We start from the raw sequence: 21,746 nt of genomic DNA, 5'->3' as shown, positions 1-21,746 counted from the left end.
ATCCCACCATGTTCTCATTCAATCACTGGATCGAAGTGCTGGAGGCCAACGCCCTGCACTTCCCGCAGCGTGCTGCCCTGCACTTCTTGCCGGACGGCGTCGAGATCGGCGAAACCCTGACCTTTGCCCAACTGCACGAGCAGTCCCGATCCCTCGCGGCCGCCCTGCAATCGCGTTACGCAGCGGGCGATCGCGTGTTGTTGATGCTACCCAGCAGCCTCGACTACGCACGCGCGTTTTGCGCCTGCTTATATGCCGGCCTGATTGCCGTGCCGTTGTTCCCGCCGCCGTCGCGCAAGCCCCGGCACCTCGACCGCGTGCGCAAGGTGGTGGTGGATGCCGAACCGGCACTGATCCTCGCACCGGCGGATCATTGCCAGGCATTGCTGGAACTGGTGGAAAACCAAGTCGACGTGTTGACGGTCCAGAACCTGGGCATGCCGCCAGCCAGTGACTGGCAACGCCCGAATGTCGACGGTGCGACCGTTGCCTTCCTGCAATACACCTCAGGCTCCACCGGCACGCCAAAAGGCGTTGAAGTACGCCAGCGCAACCTGATCGCCAACGTCGAACTGATGCGTCAGGCTTACGGTTTCGATGAGCATGGCGGCATGGTCAACTGGCTGCCGCTGTACCACGACATGGGTTTGATCGGTGGCATGCTGGCCCCGCTTTATAGCGGTATGCCCTGCTACCTGATGGCTTCGCAGACCTTCGTCAACGCGCCGTCTACCTGGCTTCAGGCGTTGAGCCGCTACCGCGCCAGCGCCAGTTTTGCCCCCAATTTCGCCTTTGCCCTGTGCAACCGGGTGGTCAGCGACAACCTGATCGCGCAGCTCGACCTAAGTGCCTGGCAACACGCAATCAACGGCGCCGAACCGATCCACCCCGGCACCCTCGAAGCCTTCGCCCAGCGCTTTGCCGCTTGCGGTCTCAATCCTCTGGCGATCAGTCCGGGTTATGGCCAGGCCGAAGCGACGTTGTGCGTCAGCGCCACGCCGGCCGACGCGCTGCCGGTGGTGTTGCGTCTGGACAAGGCCGTACTGGAAACCGGTCGTGTTGCCCTCGCGGCAACCGATGCCGCCGCCGTGGAATTCGTCGCCTGCGGTTATCCGCAGGCCTTGCACAGCATCGCCATCGCCGATCCGCAGAGCCATGAACGCTGCGCTGCCGATCGCATCGGCGAAATCTGGCTGAGCGGCCCGAGCAACGCCGAAGCCTATTGGAAAAACCCCGAAGCCAGCCGCGAAGCCTTTGAGGCGCGCATTGTCGGCGAACCCGGCAATTATCTGCGTTCCGGCGACCTGGGTTTCATGCACGAAGGTCAGGTGGTGATCTGCGGGCGTCTGAAGGATCTGCTGATTCTCAACGGGCGCAACCTGTACCCCCACGACATTGAATTCGCCATTACCGATTCCGAGCCGGGCATTCGCACCGGGCGCATCGCCGCGTTTTCGGAAATGGACCCGCTGCTGGGTCGCGAGAAATTGGTGATCGTCGCCGAGCCACAACGCAAGTTCGTCGACCCGGCGCATCACCCGGTGCTGTTTGCGTCAATGCAAAACGCCGTGCGCGAAGCCGCCGACTGCGGCATCGATCAGATTGTGCTGGTGCAAGCTGGCACCATCCCTATGACCACCAGCGGCAAGATCGCCCGTCAGGGTGCACGCAAACAACTGGCTGCGGGTACTTTGAGCATCATCGCCCAGAGCGGCGGGCAGATCGCCCCGAACAGCGAAACCATTGACCTCATTCAACTGAAGCAGTTGGTGGGCAATACGCCGCAACTCGCGCAAACCGCTTGCCGCCAATGGCTTGAACAAACCCTGCGCGAGGTCAATCCGTATCTCGCGGCAGACTTCGAACTCAGCTTGATCGGCTTGGGTCTGGATTCCATCAGCGTCGCCGACTTCGCCGCTCGCCTGCACAAGGATCTGGGCTGGAAGCTCGACACCCAAAGCCTGTTCGGCGAACAAACCCTGGCGCAATGGGCGCTGGCCTTGCAGGGTTTCCTGAGCGAGCCATCGCCGATGGCTAACGCCTCGACCGCACGTACGAACGTCAGCCAAAGTCGTCAATCATTCGCGCAAAGTCGCCTGTGGTTTTTGCGCCAACTGAATCCGGACGACACCCGGCACAATCTGGTGTTGCACCTGAGCCTGCAAGGTCCGCTGGATATCGAAACCCTGGCGCTGCGGCTGAACACGCTGGTCAGCCGTCACAGTGTATTGCGCACGGTGTATCGCGACGGGGTCAATGGCCCGCAGCAACAGGTGCTGCCGGCCACCGCCGTGCCACTGACCTGGCACGACCTGCGTGACCAGAGCGAGCCGCAGCAACAGCAAGCACTCCAACACTGCCTGGCCAACGAACACGCCACGCCAGTCGAACTGGAAACCGGACCGCTGCTGCGCGCTCAACTGCTCAGCCAAAACGACGAGCGGCACAACCTGCTGCTGACCCTGCACCACATCGCATTCGACGGGCGCTCGGCGCAAGTATTGCTGGCAGAACTGGCCGGCGTCACCGACGCCGAACTGCCGGTGCAATATCTGGATTTCGCCCACTGGGAAACCGAGCATTGGAGCGCACAACGGATTGCTGCGCAGCAAGACTTCTGGCGTGAGCATCTGGCAAACGTGCCGCAAACCCTCGATCTAGGTGGCAGCGGCCAGACCCATGGCGAGCACAGCCTGAACTTCAGCGTGCCTCAAGCGACCTGCGAACACCTTGCAACCCTGGCCCGCGAGCAACGCATGACCCTGTTCATGCTGTTGCTGGCCAGCTATCAGCTAGTGCTCAAGCAACTGGGTGGCCAGGAGCAGTTTCTGCTGGGCACCGACGTCAGCGGCCGTCCGTTGGCGGAACACAACGACGTCATCGGTTTCTTCGTCAACCAACTGATCCTGCGCTGCGACCTGCATGGCAAACCGACCCTGGCCGGTTTCCTTCAGCGGGTTCGCGACCAGGCACGACTGGCCTACGCCCATCAGGGTCTGCCTTTCGATCTGGTGGTGTCGGCACTGGCGCCGGAGCGTCGTGCCGGTCACTCGCCGCTGTTCCAGGTCAAGCTCAACTATCAACCGTCACGGGTAACCCCGACCGATATCGCCGGTGCGCACATGACGGCGCTGGACGTGGCGCAGGCGCCGGGGGATTTCCACCTGGTGCTCGATCTGGTGCACGGTGCCGAAGGCATCGACGCGACCCTCAAGTATCGCGGCGACTGCTTCGATCAGGATCGCGCCTTGCGCCTGCAACACCTGTGGACGCGCCTGTTGGGCGAAACCCGGAACCTGTTGGACGAATCGCTGCCGGCACTGGCCGAACGCCTCGGCGCATGGGATCAGGTTTTCCAGCGCGAACGCCAACAGTCCCAAGCCCTGGCCGGTCGCAGCCAGCTGATGCAAACCAAACGTCGCTCATTGACCCTTTAACCGAGTTGGATGCCTTTATGTCTATCGTGCCCCCATCGTCTCGCGCCCTCGGCGCTGTGCGCCGCAAAGCCATGAACGTCTCGGAACAGCAACTGGTCAGCGAGCGCCTGCTCAGCCCGGACCACGCCTTGCCGCTGGTGATTGAGCCGGCGGTCAGCGGCGTCGATCTGGTCGCCTGGGCGACCCGTGAACGTGAAAGCATTGAGAAGAAACTGCTGCAATACGGCGCCCTGCTGTTTCGCGGGTTCTCGGTGTTGTCCGTGGAGCAATTCGATCAGGTGATCGCCGCCCTCTCCCCCGGTGCGCTGGAATACATGTTCCGCGCCTCGCCGCGCACCCGGGTCGGCGGCAACATTTATACCTCGACCGACTACCCGGCCGACCAGATGATTTTTCCGCACAACGAACACTCCTATTCGCCACGCTTTCCGCTGCGTTTGTTCTTTTACTGCCATATCCCGTCCGAGACCGGTGGCGAAACCCCGATCGGCTCGACCCGTGCGGTGAAGGCAAAGATCAGCCCCGACATCGAAGCGCGGTTCCGTGAAAAAGGCGTGCTGTATGTGCGCAACTATGGCGACGGTTTCGGCCTGCCGTGGCAGACCGTGTTCCAGTCCGAAGACCGCAGTGAAGTGGAAGCCTACTGCGCCAGCGTCGGCATCGAAGTGGAATGGAAAGAAAACAACCGCTTGCGTACACGCCAGCGCGGGCCGGCGGTGGTGCGTCACCCGCGTACCGGCGAAGAAGTCTGGTTCAACCACGCGACCTTCTTTCATATCAGCACCCTGCCCCCGGCGATCCGCGATTCTCTGCAAAGCAACTTCAACGACCTCGACCTGCCCACCAACACTTTTTATGGCGATGGCGAACCGATTGAACCGCAGGTGCTGGAGTCGCTGCGAGCGGCCTACCTCGACTCGCTGGTGCGCTTCAGCTGGCAACAGGGCGACGTGTTGTTCATCGACAACATGCTCGCGGTGCACGGTCGCGAACCTTTCACCGGCAAGCGCGCAATCATGACCGGCATGGCCGAGGCCCTGCTGCAGAGTGACGTCGCCGTCTGACTTTCAACGGGTACACCAGTTGCTCGCCAGAGGTTGCCTGATATCTGTTCGGCGAGCCTCAGCGCCGCTGTCGTGGCCCAGTTTCAAGCCCCATTTTTAGTCGAGTTGAACATGAGCGGACTTCAAGGTTTTCGTATTTCGCCGCAACAGGCATCTGTGTACCCGCACATCAACGGCACGACCGAACACCCGTTCAGTTGCCATTTGCAGTGGTCGTTGTCCCGTCCGGTGGACGCAATTTCGCTGAACAGCCGTCTGCTGGCACTGATGGCCGACAGTGAAATCCTGCGCACGCGCCTGACGCCGGTGCCGGGTCTGCGGCACCCGGTGCAGGTGATTCACAACACTTGTGCACTGGCCGTGACCGTACAGGATTTGCGTCGGCACAGCCCCACGGATCAGGACGCTGCACTGGCCAGCCTCGCTGCGCTGGCCCGCGACTGGGCAAACCCGCTGTCCGTGACGTTGGTGCAACTGTCGGATGAACAATCGGTACTGGACCTGGCCGCCGCCAGCAGCCACTTCGACCTCGCCAGCCTGAAACTGCTGGCTGCTGCGCTGTTGCAAGACGCTCAACCGGACCTGTCCGAAGCTCTGCAATACGCCGATTACGCTGAGTGGCGCTGGAGCCTGACGGAAGACGAGCCCGACCATCCGGGCGTGAGCTTCTGGAAACCATTAAGCGAAACCGAACAGCCGGCCTTGCAGCTGTCGCTTGAATCCACCAGCGGCAAAGTGTTTGCGCCGGCACACCTGGAGATCGCAGTGCCCGCCGATCTCGCCCGCCATCCGTCCCTGACCTCAAACCTGATGCTGACAGCCTGGGCTGCAGTACTCGGACGACTCGCCGGCCAGCAGCAAGTCCCGATCACACTGATCCACGAAAGCCGTGGCCCGGAACTTGAAAACGCGCTGGGTTTGTTCGAGCAGTGCCTGCTGGTGCGCATCGATCTGCAGGCCCAGGCGACCCTGCTGGAGCAAAGCCAACACGTCGGCGCCATGATCGAGCGGACGGTTGGTTGGCAGGACTATTACACCCAGGACCTGACTGGCGGTTACGCCTTCGCCTGGCGTTCGGGCGATACCTGGGAGCGTTATGCCAGCGCGGTGATGAGCCCGGTAAAGGCCTGTCTGGATGTTCGTCAATTGCCCGACAGCTTGCACGCTCAGGTGGTTTACGACCGCCACACGTTAAGCAGCGAAGCGGCGGCCTGCCTCGCCGAACAATGGCTGCAGCTGCTGCTGGGCGCGCTGGCCGAACCGCAGCAAGCCTGGGCTCATCTGCCACTGAACGGGCCGCTTCAAGCACAAATTATCGGTGCCCAACCGAACTTGTCATCGATCGAACCGGTGACCCTGGTCGAGCTGATTGCCCGTCAGGTTCAGCAACAGCCGAATGCCATCGCGCTCAGCGACAAGGACGGCGACCTGAGCTACGCCCGGCTCGATGCCTGCGCAACGCATCTGGCCCATCAACTGGTGGCGGCCGGCATCGGTCCGGGCGTGCCCGTCGGCATTCTGTTCGCCCGCAGCAACGCCGCCATCGTCGCCATGCTCGCGGTGTTGAAGGCCGGTGGCGCTTACGTGCCGGTTGATCCGAGCTACCCGGCGGATCGCCGTGCCTACATGCTCGCCGACAGTGCCATTGCGCACATCGTGGTCAGCGCCGAATTGGCTGACAGCGTGCCCGCCAGTCTGCAACGCTTTGTGCTTGACGATCTGACAACTGTAAAAAACAGTGACCTGCCGCCACTGCCCATGCCCGGTGCGGACGACCTGGCGTATCTGATTTACACCTCTGGCTCCACCGGCGCACCGAAAGCCGTGGAAATCAGCCACGGCGCACTCAGTTTATCGACCCAAGTGCGCATGGCCGCCTATGAGGCGCCGGTGCGCGCTTACCTGCTGCTGTCATCGTTTGCCTTTGACAGCTCGGTCGCCGGGATTTTCTGGACCCTGGCCCAGGGCGGCCGTCTGGTGCTGCCAGCCACAGGCGAAGAACTGGAGATGGCCCGTCTGGCGCAGTTGATTGCCCAGCATCGGGTCAGCCACGGTCTGTCGCTGCCGTCGCTGTATCAGGCTTTGCTCGATCAATTGCAACGCGATGGCGGTGCCAACAGCCTTGAGTGCTGGATTGTCGCTGGTGAAGCCTGCCCGCCTTCATTGATCGCCCAGCACAGCAAGACCTTGCCGCAAGCCCGGTTGGTGAACGAATACGGCCCCACCGAAGCCACGGTCTGGGCCACCTATGAAGTGCTGGATCCGAGCCGCGCCTTGACCATTGGCCGTCCGATTGCAGGCATGGACCTGCGGGTGCTGAACGAACACGGCGTCACCAGCAGCATCGGTGAACCGGGCGAAATCGTCCTCGCCGGCCCGACCCTGGCGCGCGGTTACCGCAACAAACCCGAAGAAACCGCCAAGGCCTTTGTCACCCTGGCCGATGGTACCCGCGCCTACCGCACGGGCGACTTGGCCTGCTGGCTGGCGGACGGACGCCTGGCGTTCCTCGGGCGCAAGGACCATCAGGTCAAGTTACGCGGCTACCGCATCGAACTCGGGGAAATCGAGCGTCAACTGTGCAGCCATAGCGATGTGCGCGAAGCCGCGGTGATCGTGCAAGAGCACGCCGCCGGCAAACGTCTGCTGGCCTACATTGTGGCGGCGCATGGCTATGCGCCGGACTCGGAAGCGATCAAGCGTTTTCTCGGTGAACGCCTGCCGTCGTACATGGTGCCGACCCGAGTGCTGACCCTGCCGACCTTCCCGCGCACGCCCAATGGCAAGCTCGACACCCGCCAGTTGCCCGACCCGGACCAGTTCGACGAAGACGCCCACGTGGCACCGCGCAATGCGATGGAAACCACCCTGCAAGCCATCGTCGCCAAGGTCTTGAAGCTGTCGACCGTGAGCGTCACCGAGAACTTCTTCGCCATCGGCGGCGACTCGATTCTCAGCCTGCAAGTGGTGGCCCAGGCCCATGAGCAAGGCATTGCGCTCTCGGCCAAGCATGTCTTCGAGCGCCAGACCATCGCGGCCATGGCCGAAGTCGCACAGCCGCTGGCCGCTGACACCGTCGAGCCGCTTGCCGATAGCGTCGAGTTCAGCGCTTCGGGCCTGTCCGATGACGAAATGCAGGCGCTGATGGCCGAGCTGAGCGAGGCCGACCTGTGACCGGTTTCCCTCGCCGCCGTGCCATCACCGTCGCCCCTTTTTTTGCAGGACGCTTTCAATGACCACCGAAAAAAACACTGCCAATCCGATAGAAGACATCTACCCGCTGTCGCCGTTGCAGCAGGGGATGCTGTTCCATTCCCTGCTGCATGAAGACTCCGGCGTTTACCTGATGCAGGATCGCTACCGCATCGGCGGTGCCATTGATGAAGTGGCATTCCTTGAATCCTGGCGCCAGGTGGTGGCGCTGCACCCGTCGCTGCGCGCCAGTTTCCAGTGGAAAACCCAAAAACAACCGGTGCAGGTGATCCATCGCGAGGTCAAGGTGCCGCTGGACACCCTCGACCTGCGCGGACTCGCCCCGCACGAACAGGAAGCGCGGATCCGCACGTTGCTTGCGGACGAACAGAAAGTCGGTTTCAACCTGTCGAAGCCGCCGCTGATCCGCTTCCGCCTGGTGCGACTGGCCGATGAGTCCTACGAATTCATTCGCAGCTTCCACCACATCCTGATGGATGCCTGGTGCATTTCGCTGGTGACCGTGGACTTCCTCAAAGTCTACGAGGCGCTGTGCAATGACCGCGCGCCTGAACTCAAGAGCCCGCGCCCGTTCCGTGATTACATCCAATGGCTGCAACGTCAGGATGCAGGCAAGGCCGAGCAGTTCTGGCGTGGCCAGTTGCAGGGCCTGAATGCGCCCACACCGCTGACCGTGGACAACGGCGTGACCCGCGACCGTTACACCGACGCGGTGCTGGTGGACGATCAGCTGATTCACCTGACCGAGCAGGAAACCCAGGCATTGGCAGCGTTCTGCCGTAGCCACCGGATCACCCCGAACACCTTCTTCCAAGGTGTCTGGTCGCTGTTGCTGTCACGCTATAGCGGCCAACGCGACGTGCTGTTCGGCGTCACCGTCGCCGGTCGTCCGGCGGAGCTGACCGGCGTGGCAGAGATGATCGGCCTGTTCATCAACACCCTGCCGCTGCGGGTGTCGGTGGACCCCGACGCGTCGCTCGGCAGTTGGCTGAACGCGCTGCAAGGGCTGAACGTCGACATGCGCGACTTTGAGCACACACCCCTGACCGACATTCAGGGCTGGAGCGATTTCCCCCGGGGTGAAACCCTGTTCGACAGCATCCTGGTATTCGAAAACGCCCCGATCGACGAGCAGATTCTGGAAGGCGGTTTCCAGTTCAGCCTCGAAGGTATGGACCACAGCGTGCACACCCACTATGGATTGACCGTAGTGATCCTGCCCGGCGAGCAGTTGGGCATTCGTGTGTCTTACGATCGCGAGCGTTTCGAGGCGTCGACCGTGCAGCGCTTGCTTGGTCACATCGCCAGCCTGGTGCGCAGCATGCTCGCCGCACCGGATGCGCCGCTGGGCAGTTTCGAACTGCTGGCCGCTGATGAGCGTCAGCAACTGTTGAGCGACTGGGCCGTCAATCCCCACGACTTCCCGCTGGATCATAGTTACGCCGAACTGTTTGCCGCCCAGGTCGCCCAACGCGGCGGGCAGATTGCTGCGATCTGCGACGGTGAATCCCTGACCTACGCCGAGCTGGATCAGCGCGCCACGCGCCTGGCGCATGCCTTGCGCGAGGCCGGTGCCGTTGAAGATCAACTGGTCGCGCTGGTGGCCCCGCGTGGTCTGGCGCTGTTGACCATGATGATTGCCGTGTTCAAGACCGGCGCAGCTATGCTGCCCCTTGAAGTCAATCACCCGCCCGAGCGCCTGCGGGAAATCCTCAGCCTGTCCCGCGCACCGTTGCTGGTGGCCAGCGAAGAGTGCAGCGCTCTGGTCGACCAGTTGCTCAGCGGCCTCGATCAGGCACCAAACGCCCTGCTCGCCGAAGCCTGCTGGAAGTCCGCCAACGATGCGCCGCTGCCGTTGCTCGGCGGCCCGGACAGCCTGGCCTACGTGCTGTTTACCTCGGGCTCGACCGGTACGCCCAAAGGCGTGATGATCGAACAACGCGGCATGCTCAATAACATCTTCGGCAAAGTGCCGGCCCTGGGGCTGAACGCCGAAGACCGAATTCCACAGACCGCTTCGGTGGCCTTCGACATTTCCGTGTGGCAGTTCCTCGCCGCGCCAGTACTGGGCGCCACGCTGCACATCCTGCCGGACGACGTGGCGCACGACCCACAACGCCTTCTGCAAGTCATCGCCAGCGACCGCCTCAGCGTGCTGGAAATTGTCCCGAGCCTGATGCGCACGCTACTTGCGCTGTGCCCGTGTGACCTGCAACTGCCCGATCTGCGCTGGGTGCTGCCCACCGGTGAAGCGCTGCCGCCGACCGTGGCCCGGGACTGGTTTGCGCGTTTCCCCGACATCGCGTTGATGAACGCCTACGGTCCGGCCGAATGTGCCGACGACGTGGCCTTCCAGCCGATTTTCGAAGCGCCGGACGCTAATGTCAGCCATATGCCCATCGGCCAGCCGACCGCCAACAACCGCTTGTACGTGCTGGACGAAGCGCTGCGGCCGGTGCCGATTGGCGTTGCCGGGGAAATCTGTGTCGGTGGCGTCGGCGTCGGCCGCGGCTACCTGCACGATCCGCAACGCACCGCTGACGCATTCATCGACCACCCGCAGCTTGAAGGTCGCGTGTACCGCACCGGTGACCTCGGGCGCTGGCGTGCCGATGGGGTGATCGAATACCTCGGCCGCCGCGACCAGCAAGTGAAACTGCGCGGTCACCGGATCGAACTGACCGAAATCGAACACCGTCTGGCCCAGCACCCGAACGTGCGCGAAGCCGCCGTGCTGCTGCGCGAAAACAGCGTTGGCGAAGCCTGGCTGGTGGCCTACTGGTCGGCCCATGACGATACGTTGGGCAACGACGGGCTAACCGAACACCTGCGCGCACAACTGCCGCCGTACATGGTGCCGGCCGCGTTCGTGTGCCTGGAGCGTTTGCCGCTGAACAACAACGGCAAGGTCGACCGCAAGGCCCTGGCCGCCCAGGAACTGAACTGGCAGGCCGATACCCAGGAAAGCATTGCGCCACGCAACGAGCTGGAAGCTGCCGTGGCGAAGATCTGGGCTGAGGTTCTGGGTCGCGACACCGTAGGCGTGGAAGACAACTTCTTCACCCTCGGCGGCCACTCGCTGCTGGCCACCCAGATCGTCGCGCGCCTGCGCACCCATTTCAAACTCGACCTGCCGTTGCGGGTGCTGTTCGAACAACCGACCGTGGCGCTGCTGGCTGTCGCCATCGCCGCGCGCCAGGCTGACGCTGCAGCGCCGCAAGCCGCCGCGATCAGTGCGCCTAAAGCCCAGGTGCGCCCGGCGCTACTGCCGCTGTCGTTCTCGCAACAACGCCTGTGGTTCATCGAGCAACTGACGCCCGGCACGACGCTGTTCAACATCCCGTTTGCCCTGCATCTCAAAGGTGAACTCAACGTCGAAGCGCTGCACGCCAGCCTGAATGATTTGCTGGTGCGTCATGAAATCCTGCGCACCGGCATCCGCAGCACTGATGGCGTGCCCAGCCAGCACATCAGCGAATCGTTGAACATTGCATTGCCGTTCGATGACTTGTCGGGCCTGGGCGCCACTGCTCGCGAAGGTGCGCAGTTCAATGCCCTGCAAGAAACCTTTGAGCAGCCGTTCGACCTGACCTCGCCGCCGTTGCTGCGTGCACGACTGCTACGTGTTGCACCGGGTGAACATGTGCTGGGCATCGCCCTGCATCACCTGGTCTCGGACGCGTGGTCGGCGACCATCGCCCTGCGCGAACTGGCGCTCGGTTATGAAGCCCGTTGCAACGGTGCGCCCGCCGAGCTCCCGGCCCTGGCAGTGCAATACGCCGATTTTGCCCTGTGGCAGCGCGAACACCTGCAAGGCGCCGAACTCAAGCGCCAACTTGATTACTGGACCACCACGCTGGATCGTCGCAACAGCGAAGGCAGTCCGCTGCTGGCCTTGCCCACCGACTATCCACGGCCTTCGGTGCAAACCTACCGCGCCGGCATCGTGCAGCGTGAACTCAGTGCCGACCTCAGTGGCCGGGTGCAAGCCTTTGCCAGTCGCCTGGGCACTACACCGTTCACCGTGTTGTTCGCCGGGTTCGCCGTGCTGATGCACCGTTTGAGTGGCGATGCCACCGTGTTGATCGGCACCCCGGTCACCCACCGTGAACAACCGGGCACCGAAGGTTTGCTCGGCATTTTGCTGAACAACCTGGCCATCCGTGCCGACTTTGAGCCGCAAGCGGATTTCACCGCGCTGGTCGGCCAGGTGGCCCAGCGTCTGCGCGAGGGTTTGCAGCATCAGGATCTGCCGTTCGAGCAACTGGTGGACAGCCTGCAACTGCCGCGCAGCCTCAGTCATGCGCCGCTGTATCAAGTGATGGTCGCCCAGCAACTGGCCATGGAATCGCGGTTGCGCTTCCCGGGGCTGGAATTCGAAGCCCTCGACACCCCGCTCAAACAGTCCGAATGCGATCTGGACCTGCACGTGCTGTGCCCGGCCAATACGCCGATTCAGCTGGAGCTGATGTTCGCCCTGGATCTGTTCGCCGCCGACAGCGCCCGCCAAACCCTCGCCCGCCTGGAACACTTGCTTGAGCAAATGCTCGCCGAGCCGCAACGCCCGGTGGCCGCCCTGCCGCTGTTGATGGCAGCGGAATGGCAGCGCACCGTGGTCGAGTGGAACCGTACCGAGATGGAGGTGCCGCAACACCTGACCTTCGCCCAACTGTTTGAGCAGCAGGCCGAGCGCACCCCGGAGCGTGACGCGCTGTGCTTCGAAGGCCGCAGCCTGAGCTACGGCAAACTGAACCGTCGGGCCAATCAGGTCGCGCATTACCTACGCAGTCAAGGCGTGGTCGCCAATCGCCCGGTGGCACTGTGTGTCGAGCGCTCGCTGGAGTTGTTGATCGGTTTGCTGGGCATTCTCAAAGCGGGTGGCGCCTACGTGCCGCTGGACCCGACCTACCCGGTGGATCGTCTGGCGTACATGCTCGAAGACGCGCAACCTGCGTTGTTCATCGGCCAGCAGGGCTTACTGGAGCAGCTGGGTGCCGAACTGCCGCGCTTGCGCCTGGACAGCGACGCGGCACTGTTCGCCGATCAGCCGGACAACAACCTCACGCCACTGGCCGGTCCCGATGACCTGGCCTACATCATGTACACCTCCGGCTCGACCGGTAAGCCCAAGGGCACATTGGTCACCAACGGTTCGGTGGTCAACCTGGCCTGGGCGCGCATCCATGGCCTGTATCGGCGCTACACCGATCAACCGATGCGCAGCAGTTTCAACTATTCGTTTGCCTTCGACAGTTCGGTGGCCGAGCTCATCCTGCTGCTCGACGGCCATAGCCTGTACCTGACCCCGGAAGACGTGCGCTACGACCCCGAGGCACTGGCGCAGTTTTTCCGCGAAACCCGTCTGGACGCTTTCGAATGCACCCCGGCGCAGCTCAAGGTCTTGCTCGAAAGCGACGGCGTGCGCCGGGGCGAGGTTTACCTGCCGCGCTTCGTGCTGTTCGGTGGCGACGCGGTGGATGCGCAGCTCTGGCAGCGCCTGCCATCGATTGCCGGCAGCCGCTTCTTCAACACTTACGGCCCCACCGAATGCACCGTTGATGCGACCGGGTGCGCCGTCGACGACTACCCGCAGCGTCCGATCATCGGGCGGCCGATTGCCAACGTGCGCACTTACGTGCTCGATGCCTTTCTCAATCCGATGCCGGTCGGCGTTCCGGGTGAACTGCACATCGGTGGTGCCGGTGTGACCCTGGGCTACCTCAACCGCGCCGAACAGACCGCGAAGGTGTTCATCGAAGACCCGTTCTCACCGCTGGCGGGTGCGCGGATGTACAAGTCCGGCGACCTGGTGCGCTGGCTGCCCGACGGTCAGCTCGAATACCTGGGGCGCATGGACCATCAGGTGAAAATCCGTGGTTTCCGTGTCGAGCTGGGTGAAATCGAAGCCTTGATCGGCGCCCAACCGGGTGTCCGTCAGGCGGTGGTGCTGGCCCGAGAAGACCTGCCCGGCGACAAGCGTCTGGTGGCTTACGTCACCTGCGACCAGCAGGCCGACATCAACGCCTGGCGCAAAACCATCGGCGCCGCCCTGCCCGACTACATGGTGCCGTCAGCGTTCGTGCTGCTCGATGAATTGCCGCTGACCGACAACGGCAAACTCAACCGCAAGGCCCTGCCAGCGCCGGACATCCAGGCTGAACCGGATGCGCAGGACCCGCCGCGCACCGTCGCCGAACAGCAACTCGCCGCCCTGTGGTCCGAGCTGCTGAAGGTGCAGCTGACCCAGATTGGTCGCGACAGTCATTTCTTCTACCTCGGCGGTCATTCGCTGCTGGCGGCGGTGCTGTTTGCCCGTCTGCGCCAACAGTTCGCCAAGGTTCCGTCACTACGTGCAGTGTTCGAACACCCAACCCTCGACGCGCTGGCCGCCCTGTTGGGTGAGCCGCTGCAAGCGCCAGCGGCGACCTTCATCCCGGTGGCACGTCCCGCCCGTTTGCCGTTGTCGTTCGAACAGCAACGCTTGTGGTTCCTCGAGCAATTGAGCGCCGGCGGTGGCGAATACAACGTGGTCAGCGCCGTGCAGTTCGACGGTGAGCTGAACACCCAGGCCTTGCAGTCGGCCCTGAACAGCGTGGTTCAACGCCACGAAATCCTGCGCAGCCGGATCGTGCGCGATACCGCTGGCGAGTTGGCGCTGATCATCGAAACCGACGCCCACCTCACCTTGCGCGTGGCAGCGCTGGACGCGCCCACCGACGATACCTGGCAACAGCTGACCGACGAGGCCATCCACGCCGAAACCGGACACCGTTTCGACCTTGCCACCCAAGTGCCGATCCGCGCCACGCTGATACAGCGCAGCGGTCGCGCCCAGGCGTTGCTGTTGCTGACCGTGCACCACTGCGCCACCGACGATGCATCCAGCCAGAACCTGCTGGATGAACTCGCGCAGTTCTACGCCGCTCAATGCCTAGGCACCGTCGCCGCACTGCCGAATCTGGCGCTGCAATACCCGGATTACGCGCTCTGGCAGCGCGAATCAGAGCAGCAGGCATTGTTCCGTGGTCAACTCGAGTACTGGCGCACGCAACTGGAAGACGGCAATTACCTGTTGGACCTGCCCACCGAACAGGGGCGGCCAAACCAGCTGGACCCGGTTGCCGGCGCGGTACAACTGCAGTTGCCGCCAGAACTGGTGGGACGCTTGCGGCAGTTCGCCCAACAACGCGGCGCCACCCTGTACATGTTGATGCTCAGTGCAGCGCAACTGCTGTTGGGGCGCTACGCCAACCAGCGCGACGTACGGATCGGCAGTCCGGTCGGCCAGCGTCCGCTGGCCGAACTGCAGCCGCTGATCGGTTGCTTCGTCAACACCCTGGTGATGCGCACCGACCTCGACCCGGCGCTGGATTTCGAAGGTTTGCTGAGCCAGGTACGCAACCGCGTGCTGGATGCCCAGCAGCATCAGGACGTGCCGTTCGATCAGGTGGTTGAGCACCTGGCGCCAGAACGCAGCCTCGGCCAGACGCCGCTGTTCCAGGTATTGTTCGTGATGCAGAACGCCGACACTTCGACCAGCCACTGGCCGCAATTGCAGGTGCGCGAACGCGCGGTGACCGCTCAGGCCACCAAGTACGACTTGAACTGGGAAGTGCATGACGGCGAGGTGTTGTCGGTATTGCTCGAATACCGCGCCGCGCTGTTCAGCGAAACCACGGCCCGAGGTTGGCTGGCGCAATGGCAACAATTGCTCGAAACCATGCTCGATGCACCACAGACTCGCCTCGGCGACTGGTCACCGTTGACGGTGTCGGAGCGTCAACGGCAACTGTTCGAGCGGAACGCTACCGAACGTCATTACAGCGGCCCGAGCAACCTGCACACCGCCCTGACCCAACAAGCGGCACTGAGCCCCAACGCTCCGGCACTGGTGTTCGAAGGCCAGCGCCTGAGTTATGCCGAGCTCGATCAGCGCGCGCAAACCGTGGCCCGGGCGTTGCGTTCTGCCGGTATTGGCAGCGGCGCCATCGTCCCGGTGTGCATGCAGCGCTCGGTGGAAATGGTCGTGGCCCTGCTCGGCATCGTGCATGCCGGTGCGGCGTGGTTGCCGCTGGATCCGGAACTGCCGGCTGCGCGTCTGGCGTTCCTGATTGCCGACGCTGACGCCCAGGTCAGCTTGACTCAACCGCAGTGGCTGGCGCGTCTGCCGGCCGGGCACCAGGCCTGGACGCTGGATGCCCTGCCACCAGCGCCTGCCGGAGAACCGATCAGCGTCAGCGCCAACGACCTGGCCTACGTGCTCTACACCTCCGGTTCCACCGGCCAACCGAAAGGCGTGATGAACGAACACGGCGCCTTGATGAACCGTCTGCACTGGATGCAGGACGCCTTCCCGATTGGCCCGAACGACCGCGTCTTGCAGAAAACCCCGTACAGTTTCGACGTGTCGGTATGGGAGTTCTTCTGGCCGCTGATCACTGGCGCCACCTTGGTGGTGGCTCGTCCGGACGGTCATCGCGATCCGGCGTACCTCAGCCAATTGATCCAGCAGGAACAGGTCACCACCCTGCACTTCGTACCGTCGATGCTGCGCGCCTTTGTCGAAGAGCCGAGCCTGACCGACTGCCGCAGCCTGCGTCAGGTGTTTGCCAGCGGCGAAGCGCTGCCGGTGGATCTGGTGCGGCGTTTCATGAGCCAACACCCGGCCGCGCTGGTCAACCTGTATGGCCCGACCGAAGCGGCGATCGACGTCTCGGTATGGCGTTGCTCGGTGGACGACCTGGTCGTGCCGATCGGCCAACCGATCGCCAACCTGCGGTTGTACATTCTCGACGAGGCGATGCAGCCACTGCCGATCGGCAGCATCGGCGAGCTGTACATCGGCGGGGTCGGCGTCGCTCGGGGTTACCTGAAGCGGCCGGACCTGACCGAGGAACGCTTCCTCGCCAGCCCGTTCATCGACGGTGATCGCCTGTACCGCACCGGCGACCGTTGCCGCTTCCTCGCCGATGGCAACATCGAATACCTGGGGCGTCTCGACCATCAGGTGAAACTGCGCGGTCAGCGGATCGAACTGGGGGAAATCGACGCTGAATTGCTGGCACAGACCGGCGTTCGCGATGCCGCCACGCTGTTGCTTGATCAGCGTCTGGTGAGCTTCTGGTGTGGTGACGCCGAAGAAGCTGCACTGCGCGCGGCATTGAGCGACAGCCTGCCTTCGCACATGCTCCCAAGCCTTTTGGTGCAACTCGACAGCCTGCCACTCAACAGCAACGGCAAGCTCGACCGCAAAGCGCTGGCCGCCATGGCATTGCCTGAAACGAAAAGTGACCAGCCACGCACAGCACCGCGCAACGCCACTGAAACGGTGCTCTGCGAGTTGTTCAGCGAACTGCTGGAATGCCCGTCGGTGGGAATCGACGATCACTTCTTCCACCTCGGTGGCCACTCCTTGCTGGCCACCCGGCTGGTCGCCCGGGTCCGTGAACGCCTCGGCGCCACCCTGCCGCTGGCGCTGGTATTTGCCCAACCAACGGTGGCGGCGCTTGCCGGTCATCTGCGTGCGGCGATGCCGGGCGAACTGATCACCGCACAGCCGCGTCCGGCACAACTGCCACTCGGTCTGGCTCAGCAACGGTTCTGGATGCTCAGCCGCCTGGTGCCGGATTCCCGCGAGTACCACATGCCGTTCGCCCTGACCTTGCGTGGCGAGCTTCAGGTTCAGGCCTTGCGTGAGGCGTTCGAGCAGGTCAGCGAGCGCCACCTGGTGCTACGTAGCCGCATTGTCGAAGTCCAGGGCGAGCCGCAGTTGTTGATCGACGATCACGGCCCGGCGCTCGCGGTCACTTCGGTCGCCACACAAGACTGGGCGGCGGCGTGCGCCGTTGCTCAGAACGAGCTGATGGCACCGTTCAACCTGGCTGCCGCCGCACCTTGGCGCGCGCAACTGTTGCAACGTCAAGGCAGCGACGAAAGCCTGTTGCTGGTGTGCCTGCACCATAGCGCTACCGACGGTTGGGCCATGCAATTGCTGATCGACGAACTGGCCCAGGCCTACAGCGCCGGCCTGAACGGGCAGTCGCCCGTCTGGGCGGCGCTGGACGTCGACTATGTCGATTTCGCCCTGTGGCAGCAGCACCCGGACACCCAGGCTCGGCGCAACGACAGCCTGGATTACTGGAAAAACCACCTCGGCCAGGACGACTACCAACTCGACCTGCCGCTTGACCATCCACGCGGTGTCGAAGCGGAACGTCGCGCCCAACAACTGACTGTCAGCCTCGGCGCCCAGCGAGCCGAGGCGATCCGCCAGTTCGCCCGTCAACGCGGCACCACCACCTATGTCGTGCTGGCCACTGCCCTGACTGCCCTGCTCGCCCGCTACAGCGGTCAGCGTGATATTCGCCTTGGCACCCCGGCCGATCAACGTGATCAGCCACAAACCCAGGCGCTGCTGGCGTGCCTGGTAAACACCTTGGTGATTCGCGGTGAAGTCGACCAACAGGCCCCGGCCGAGCAGTTGCTCGCCAGCGTTGAAGCAGACCTGCGCGCAGCTCAGGCCCATGCCGACCTGCCGTTCGCCACCTTGGTCGGCGCCGTGGCCCAACGCCGCGACCTTAACCGCACGCCGCTGTTCCAGGTGATGTTCTCCCTCAACCACGGCCGCATGGACAGCAGCCAATGGCCGGGGCTGAACATCGAAGAGCAGACGCTGCCGGTGATCGATGCCAAGTTCGAACAGAGCTGGGAAGTCCAGGACGACGGCAGCGACATGAGCCTCGCGCTGGAATACCAGGCGGCGCTGTATGACGAGTCGACGATGCAGCGCTGGAGCGCGCAATGGTGTGCCCTGCTGGACGCTCTGGTGGCGACGCCGGAGCTGGCGCTGGTTGAACTGTTCCCGCAACAACAGGATCAGCAGCAACTGGATCGCTGGAACGCTACCGAACGTCATTACAGCGGCCCGAGCAACCTGCACACCGCCCTGACCCAACAAGCGGCGCTGAGCCCCAACGCTCCGGCACTGGTGTTCGAAGGCCAGCGCCTGAGTTATGCCGAGCTCGATCAGCGCGCGCAAACCGTTGCCCGGACGTTGCGTGCTGCCGGTATTGGCAGCGGCGCCATCGTCCCGGTGTGCATGCAGCGCTCGGTGGAAATGGTCGTGGCCCTGCTCGGCATCGTGCATGCCGGTGCGGCGTGGTTGCCGCTGGATCCGGAACTGCCGGCTGCGCGTCTGGCGTTCCTGATTGCCGACGCTGACGCCCAGGTCAGCTTGACTCAACCGCAGTGGCTGGCGCGTCTGCCGGCCGGGCACCAGGCCTGGACGCTGGATGCCTTGCCAAAGGCTGAAGTCGGCGAGCCGATCAGCGTCAGCGCCCACGACCTGGCCTATGTGCTCTACACCTCCGGTTCCACCGGCCAACCGAAAGGCGTGATGAACGAACACGGCGCCTTGATGAACCGTCTGCACTGGATGCAGGACGCCTTCCCGATTGGCCCGAACGACCGCGTCTTGCAGAAGACCCCGTACAGTTTCGACGTGTCGGTGTGGGAGTTCTTCTGGCCGCTGATCACTGGCGCGACGCTGGTGGTGGCTCGTCCGGACGGTCATCGCGATCCGGCGTACCTCAGCCAATTGATCCAGCAAGAGCAGGTCACCACCCTGCACTTCGTACCGTCGATGCTGCGCGCCTTTGTCGAAGAGCCGAGCCTGACCGACTGCCGCAGCCTGCGTCAGGTGTTTGCCAGCGGCGAAGCGCTGCCGGTGGATCTGGTGCGGCGTTTCATGAGCCAACACCCGGCCGCGCTGGTCAACCTGTATGGCCCGACCGAAGCGGCGATCGACGTCTCGGTATGGCGTTGCTCGGTGGACGACCTGGTCGTGCCGATCGGCCAACCGATCGCCAACCTGCGGTTGTACATTCTCGACGAGGCGATGCAGCCACTGCCGATCGGCAGCATCGGCGAGCTGTACATCGGCGGGGTCGGCGTCGCTCGGGGTTACCTGAAACGGCCGGACCTGACCGAGGAACGCTTCCTCGCCAGCCCGTTCATCGACGGTGATCGCCTGTACCGCACCGGCGACCGTTGCCGCTTCCTCGCCGATGGCAACATCGAATACCTGGGGCGTCTCGACCATCAGGTGAAACTGCGCGGTCAGCGGATCGAACTGGGGGAAATCGATGCAGCGCTGCTGAACCAGCCTGCAATCACCGGCGCCTGCACCCTGGTGATCGACAACCGCTTGGTGGCGTTCTACAGCAGCAGCGCTGCGCAGTCGGAGCTGGGCGCCCTACTCAGCGCCGAGCTGCCGGCGTACATGGTGCCAGCGGTATGGGTCGAAGTACCGGCCCTACCCCTGACAGCCAACGGCAAGATCGACCGCAAGGCCTTGGCCGCCCTGCCATTGCCACAGACTCAGGAAGATTACGCCGCACCGCGCAATGAACTGGAAACCCTGCTCTGCCAGTTGTTCGGCGAACTGCTCGGCGAAGCCTTGACCGGTGGTCGCGAGGTCGGTACCTCGGACAGTTTCTTCGCCCTGGGCGGTGATTCGATTCTCGGTTTGAAGCTGATCTCGCGGCTGCGTGAGCATGGCTACTCGCTCACGCCAAAAGACCTGTTCCGCTCGCCGACCCCGGCGGCATTGGCTCAGGTGGCCAGCCCGCTGCTGACCCTGGCCGAACAAGGCGACGTGACCGGTGCGATGCCGCTGATGCCGTTGCATCAGTGGTTCTTCGACCAACATCAGCCGCAGGCCGCGCACTGGAACCAGTCGGTGTTGGCCGACAGCGACCGTCGTCTGCAGCCGGACCTCGTGCAGGCAACGCTGGACCGACTGGTCGCCCATCACGACGCCTTGCGCCTGCGCTTCACCGAGGTTGACGGGCAATGGCAAGCACACCTCGCCCCCGTTGCACCCGCGCAATTGACGTGCTGCGAGCATTTGGAGCAACTGGAAAGCATCGCGCAAAACCTGGACCTGCAACACGGCCCACTGTTCGCGGCGGCCTTGCTGGAGGGCGAACCGCAACGCCTGTATCTGGTCGCGCATCACCTGGTCGTAGACGCGGTGTCGTGGACGCCGTTGCTGGAAGATTTCCAGCAGCTGTATCAAGGGCTGGAACGTGGCGAGAAGCCGAGTCTGCCGGCGAAAACCACGTCCTACCGGCAATGGGCCGAGCACCTGCACGCCCATGCGGCCACGGTCGGTACCGAACAGCGCTACTGGAACGCCCAGACCACCGCGAACATCCCGCCGGTGGCCACAGTCGCCGAGCGGCAGACGTTGTCGGCTCGCTGGGATGCCACCCGCACCCACCAATGGCTGACCGAGTCCCAGGCCGCGTACCGCACGCAACCGGAAGAACTGCTGATTGCCGCCCTCGCCGCCACCCTGGCGGAAGCCGAAAGCCGCGCCGACATCGTGGTGGATCTGGAGCGCCATGGCCGCGATGCGCCGTTCGAAGGCCTGGATGTCAGCCGCACCGTCGGTTGGTTCACCACCCTGTTCCCGTTGTGCGTGAACGCAAGCGGCCCCCCCGGTGATCGGGTGCGCAACGCCAAGGAAGCCTTGCGCGCCGTGCCGGGTCAGGGCCTTGGCCATGGGCTGCTGCGTCAACGCGGCGAGTTGCCGCCGGGCCGTGGCGATGTGCTGTTCAACTACCTGGGGCATGAGCAAACGCCGCAGGGTTGGTTGCGCGCCAGCACCCTGACCCCGCCGCCGGAAGTGGCGTTGGCCAACCGGGTGACCCATGGCCGTGAAGTGGTGGCCTGGCTGGAAGACGGCGTACTGCGTGTCGAATGGCACAGCGTCACCCCGGCCGCTGACAGCCGCTTGCCTGGCCGTCTGCTGGAACACCTGCAAGCACTGGTTGGGCATTGCCTCGACCCGCAGGCCGGGACGCTGATGCCGTCGGACTTCCCGCTGGCCAAAGGCATGAACCAGGCGACGCTCGACACCCTGCTCAAACGCCTGGGGCCGAAGAAGTGAGCCCCGTCATTGCCCTGAATTTGACTTCGGAGTGCGCCGACCGCGGCGCACGTGCCTCTACGTTTTTCCGGATTGAAC

The 21,746-nt window shown here is 63.7% G+C and carries 4 protein-coding genes; all 4 read left to right on the top strand.

Going from position 1 to position 21,746, the window contains the following annotated elements:
* Positions 1 to 8: 8 nt before the first annotated feature.
* The 4 genes from AC07UI_RS24115 to AC07UI_RS24100 all read left to right on the top strand — a co-directional run bounded on the left by AC07UI_RS24115 (position 9) and on the right by AC07UI_RS24100 (position 21,668).
* A complete protein-coding gene (locus AC07UI_RS24115; protein ID WP_494994868.1) occupies positions 9 to 3,437 on the top strand; it encodes a condensation domain-containing protein in 3,429 nt (1,142 codons plus the stop codon).
* A 17-nt stretch (positions 3,438 to 3,454) separates the two neighbouring features.
* Positions 3,455 to 4,501, top strand: a complete 1,047-nt coding sequence (locus AC07UI_RS24110) for a TauD/TfdA family dioxygenase (RefSeq protein WP_494994867.1) — start codon at positions 3,455 to 3,457, stop codon at positions 4,499 to 4,501.
* Positions 4,502 to 4,612: 111 nt separating this feature from the next.
* On the top strand, positions 4,613 to 7,675 hold the full coding sequence (locus tag AC07UI_RS24105) for a non-ribosomal peptide synthetase (RefSeq protein WP_494994866.1): 3,063 nt from the start codon (positions 4,613 to 4,615) through the stop codon (positions 7,673 to 7,675).
* 58 nt (positions 7,676 to 7,733) lie between these two features.
* Complete coding sequence (locus AC07UI_RS24100; RefSeq protein WP_494994865.1) at positions 7,734 to 21,668, top strand: non-ribosomal peptide synthase/polyketide synthase; 13,935 nt, start codon at positions 7,734 to 7,736, stop codon at positions 21,666 to 21,668.
* Positions 21,669 to 21,746 lie beyond the last annotated feature (78 nt).

The sequence above is a fragment of the Pseudomonas sp. GW821-FHT04C07 genome (genome assembly GCF_059420325.1).
This window is presented reverse-complemented; position numbering and strand designations above follow the sequence as displayed.

Coding starts and splice junctions, on each gene's coding strand:
- AC07UI_RS24100 (WP_494994865.1), top strand. CDS start 7,734: ATGACCACCGAAAAAAACACTGCCAATCCGATAGAAGACATCTACCCG.
- AC07UI_RS24115 (WP_494994868.1), top strand. CDS start 9: ATGTTCTCATTCAATCACTGGATCGAAGTGCTGGAGGCCAACGCCCTG.
- AC07UI_RS24110 (WP_494994867.1), top strand. CDS start 3,455: ATGTCTATCGTGCCCCCATCGTCTCGCGCCCTCGGCGCTGTGCGCCGC.
- AC07UI_RS24105 (WP_494994866.1), top strand. CDS start 4,613: ATGAGCGGACTTCAAGGTTTTCGTATTTCGCCGCAACAGGCATCTGTG.